Origin of the sequence: Elioraea sp., from assembly GCF_022842375.1 — a bacterium.
Classification (GTDB): domain Bacteria; phylum Pseudomonadota; class Alphaproteobacteria; order Acetobacterales; family Acetobacteraceae; genus Elioraea_A.
Genome location: NZ_JALHPR010000068.1, coordinates 1 through 4,409, shown reverse-complemented (window position 1 = coordinate 4,409; position 4,409 = coordinate 1). Strand labels below are relative to the sequence as shown.

Below are 4,409 nucleotides of genomic sequence, written 5' to 3'. Positions count from 1 at the left end.
TTCGCGGAAGCGCCGTCGACGGGCTCCCATCGCACGCCCTGGCTCGGCAGCAGCGCCGTCGGATACCAGGCCGCCTCGGCGAAGTAGCGGATGAACTCACCGCGCGCAATCTCGCCGGTACCGCGGAAATCGGCCACGGCGAAAAGCCCGAGAACGGCCGCATGCAGCAGGCCCTGCCCGGCGATGTAGCTGTCCACCACTCGCACCGGCACGCCCGCGAACGCAGGCATCTGCGCATCCCAGATAAAGCCGGGGCGCCGCGTGACGACGCGCTGGCGCGACGTGAACGGCTTCCAGTCGCTGCCGCCGAACTTCATGTTGAAGGTGCCGGACACATCGAGCGTGACCGCGGTGATCATGGGCTGGCCTTCGCTCAGCACCGCGCGGAAGTAGCGCTGCACCGGCTCGGGCAGACCGTGCAACTCGCGTGAATCGAATCGCGTGGGATAGGGCACTGCCGCGCTCCCGTCGGTCCGCCCCGCTTCGAGTCTTTCGGTCAGCGCCTGGATCGTCTCGGACCAGCGCCGGTCTCCGTGAACGTAAAGGCCTGCCGCGGCGACCGCGCCCGCACCCACGATCAGAAGCAACCACATCAGTCGTCTCATCCACTTTCCCCAATAGGCATAGGTTGTTCGGGCAGGGTCACGGCGTGACCCGCTTGCCGGGAAGAGGCGACCACCGCGGCCGCCCGGGCGTCTGTGAATCGATGATCACCAGGTTGCGACCGGGCCAGGGGATCGTCCGGCGATCGCGCTTCAGCACCCACAGCCGCTGGCCGCTCGCCTCGGCCGCCTCGTAGTCCGCATCGAGAATGCCGTGGCCATCCAGGAACACATTGAGGGAGGCGGGAATGCGGATGCAGCCTTCGGAGGCCACGCGCCCGAGCCGCGGCTCGAGCAGACGCGGATCGGTGGCGTGCATCTGCAGCCGCATCTTGCTGGTACCGCCCTCTCCCCAGCCGCGCTCGGCCACCTGCCAGCCGAAATCGAACACCCGCGTTCCCCGCACGCCGTAGCCGCGGATATGGTTCTTGTTGTACGTCCCGAGGGACCGGAAGTCGGGGTTGTCCAGCGAATGGGCGAAGACGCCGAGGGGCGTGAGGAAATGCTCGAACTTGCCGATCTTGCCGGTGGACACGGCCGTGGCACCCAGCCAATGCCACGTGCCCGCCGGCATTCGCACGATGACCATCGCCGCCTGCACGTGCTCGCCGCGATCCACGAGCACATGGCTCTGCGCGCCGGGCGTGTCGCGGCCGGCTTCCGTCAGCGCCTTCTGCAACTGCAGGATGTACCACTGCTGATTGGCCGGCGGCACCTCGAGCCGATGGTCCACCTCGGCCTCGAATCTCTGGCGCCACACGGCGGGCGTTTCCGGGATGGCTTCTGGCAGCGCGAGGGCAAGCACGGCATGCGACACCAGCATGCCCGCGGCCCATGCGAAGCCGTTTGCGAGCGTCGACCGTCTCATCCCCTCCCCCATGCGCGCACGGCCCACTTCCGCAACTCGCTGGCCCACAGCACGCCGCTCGCCATGACAACGCAGGTCAGCCACTGCCCGGGCGACAGCGGCGTGGTCCCGAACGCCCGATTGAGGAATCCGATGTGAATGACCGCCACCTGCAACGCGGCGGAGAGGCCCACCATGCCCCACAGCCACCGGTTCGCGAACAGGCCGTGCCACGCGCTGCCCGTCTCGGACCGGGCGCTGAAGCAGTTGAAGAGCTGGGCCAGAACGAGCACCGTGAAGCCGGCGGTGCGGGCGAGTGTCAGATCGCCCGTGCCCTCGATGAGGCCGCCGGGCAGGAACATGTCGAGGGTCAGCAGAGTCACCACGGCCATCACGATGCCGGTGGCGGCAATGCCCGCCCACATGGCCTTGTCGATCATCCTTTCGCCGCGGTGCCGGGGTGGATGTGCCATGGCGTCGCCGGCCGCCGGATCGACACCCATGGCAAGCGCCGGCCCGGCATCCGTGATGAGATTGATCCAGAGGATCTGCGTGGCCAGAAGCGGCAGAACCAGTTCGCCGCCCGCGTTGCCCGCCTTCAGGCCGATCACCCCGGCGCCCACTACGCCGAGGAACACGGTAAGGACCTCGCCGAGATTGGATGACAGCAGGTAGCGCAGAAACTTGCGGATGTTGTCGAGCACGCCGCGTCCTTCGCGCACCGCCTCGACGATCGTGGCGAAGTTGTCGTCGGCGAGGATCATCCGCGCGGCTTCCTTCGTGACCTCGGTGCCGGTGATGCCCATCGCGACGCCGATGTCCGCCGACTTGAGTGCCGGGGCGTCGTTGACGCCGTCGCCCGTCATCGCCACCACTTCGCCCGCCGCCTGCAGCGCGCTCACGATGCGCAGCTTGTGTCGCGGGGCCACGCGGGCGAAGACGGCGGTGGTCCGAATCGCGGCGGCGAACGCGGTGTCGTCGAGGGCGTCGATCTCGACCCCCGTGAGGGCTGGCGCGACCGCCCCTGCCGTGACGATGCCAAGGTCCGTGGCGATGCGCAGCGCGGTGCGCGGATGATCGCCCGTGATCATGATCACGCGGATGCCGGCGTTCCTCGCCTCGAGGATCGCCCCGGCCACCTCCTCCCGCGGCGGATCGATGATTCCGACGGTGCCGAGGTAGATCAGGTCGCGCTCGAGTCCCGTCGGTGCATCCGCACTCTCGTCCGGCGTCAGCGGTCTGAAGGCCACGGCCAGCGTGCGCAACGCGTCGCCGGCGAGACTGTCCACCTCGGCGAGGATGCGCTGCCGCCCTGCGGCGTCCAGCGCGACGTCCGCGGTGCCGACGCGCACGCGATTGCATCGCTCCAGCAGTACGCCCGGCGCGCCCTTGGTGATGACGACCGGCGCATCGTCGCGATGGTGATCGGTCTCGATGGTCGACATCATCTTGCGGTCGGACGTGAACGGGATCTCGCCGATGCGGGAGAAGCGCGCCTCGCGGAGCGCCGTCGCACCGAGCTTCCGTTCGGCCACGAGAAACGCAGCCTCGGTCGGATCGCCCTGGATCTCCCACTCACCGCCGGCGGCCTGGGACAGTCGGGCGTTGCCCGCGAGGCTGCCGCCGGTCAGGACCGCCTGCACCTCGGCGTGCGGCGCGCCGGGCGTCAGCGGCACGCCCGCTTGCGCCACGTGTCCGACGGGCGCATAGCCGACACCCGTGACCTCGCTGGTGCCGGATGCGGTGACGATCCGGACGATCGTCATCTCGGCGCGCGTGAGCGTGCCCGTCTTGTCGGTCGCGATGACGGACGCAGACCCGAGCGTCTCCACGGAGGCCAGCTTCTTCACGATGGCGCGGCGGCGCGCCATCCGCTGCACGCCGAGCGCGAGCACCACCGACATGATTGCCGGCAGGCCCTCGGGCACGGCCGCCACGGCGAGCGACACGCCCAGGAGCAGAACGCGAACGACATCGGGGAGTGCACGCACGTGGTCCGTGACGAGGATCGTCGCGACCACGATCACCGCGATGGCGACGGCGGCCAGGCCGAGCGCGCGCCCGGTCCGGCCCACCTCCACCTGCAGCGGCGTCGGACGGTCCACCGTCGCATCGAGCATGGTGGCGATGGCGCCCACTTCGGATTGCATTCCGGTCGCGGTGACGACCGCGCGTGCGTTGCCCTGCGCGACGGTCGTGCCCTTGAACACCATGTTGAGGCGGTCGCCGAGCGCCGCCGGTGCGGCGAGCAAGGCGGCATCCTTGAGGACTGGTTCGCTCTCGCCGGTCAGCGAGGCTTCGAGCACGCGCAGCGCCGAGGCCTCGAGGAGGCGCGCGTCGGCCCCCACCGCATCGCCCTCGGCCAGCAGCATCAAGTCGCCGAGCACCAGCTCCGCGCTCGGAATGCGCTGCAGCTGCCCGTCTCGCATGACGGCAGTCGTGGCCTGCGTCATCCGCGCCAGCGCCGCGACGGCGCCCCGCGCCTTCGCTTCCTGCACCCACCCCAGCAGCGCGTTGAGTGCCACGACGATCGTGATCACGATGGCATCGGCGGGCCACCCCGATCGCCCTTCGACCCACCAGGCCGCCACCGCCACAGCGGCAGCGACGAGCAGCAGGTACACCAGCGGATCCTGCAACTGAACGAGGATGCGGCGCCAAGCCGACGGCACGGGTGCGGCGCGCAGTTCGTTGGGACCGTCCCGCGCGAGCCGGAGGCCCGCCTCCTGGGCCGTGAGACCCAGCATCGCATCCGTGCCGAACGCGGCAGCGACGGCATCCGCCTCTACCACGGACGGATCCGCCACAGGGCCTTCCGCCGCGGACGCCATGCCTCGCTTCACGGGCACATCGGGTCGCGCGCGCGATCCGTCATCGGCAGGCCGATGGAGTGACGGGGTCGCGGGATGCGTCGCCGCATCCACCGGGTGTCGATGCCCGCGGGCCCGGAAGCCCGAGGC

The 4,409-nt window shown here is 69.9% G+C and carries 3 protein-coding genes; all 3 read right to left on the bottom strand.

Features of this window, described 5'->3' with window-relative positions; genetic code table 11:
* The coding region (locus tag Q0C38_RS23055) for a DUF6920 family protein (RefSeq protein WP_291299484.1) at positions 1–593 on the bottom strand (593 nt) is incomplete at its 3' end.
* 49 nt (positions 594–642) lie between these two features.
* Entirely contained in the window at positions 643–1,470 is an 828-nt protein-coding gene (locus Q0C38_RS23050; RefSeq protein ID WP_291299483.1) for a L,D-transpeptidase, read from the bottom strand.
* Entirely contained in the window at positions 1,467–4,280 is a 2,814-nt protein-coding gene (locus Q0C38_RS23045; protein WP_291299482.1) for a cation-translocating P-type ATPase, read from the bottom strand. The genes Q0C38_RS23050 and Q0C38_RS23045 overlap by 4 nt, the downstream gene beginning before the upstream one ends.
* Positions 4,281–4,409: the final 129 nt, after the last annotated feature.

What these genes read in the sequence shown, in the direction of transcription:
- Q0C38_RS23050 (WP_291299483.1), bottom strand. Translation starts at nt 1,470, where the DNA reads ATGAGACGGTCGACGCTCGCAAACGGCTTCGCATGGGCCGCGGGCATG.
- Q0C38_RS23045 (WP_291299482.1), bottom strand. Translation starts at nt 4,280, where the DNA reads ATGGCGTCCGCGGCGGAAGGCCCTGTGGCGGATCCGTCCGTGGTAGAG.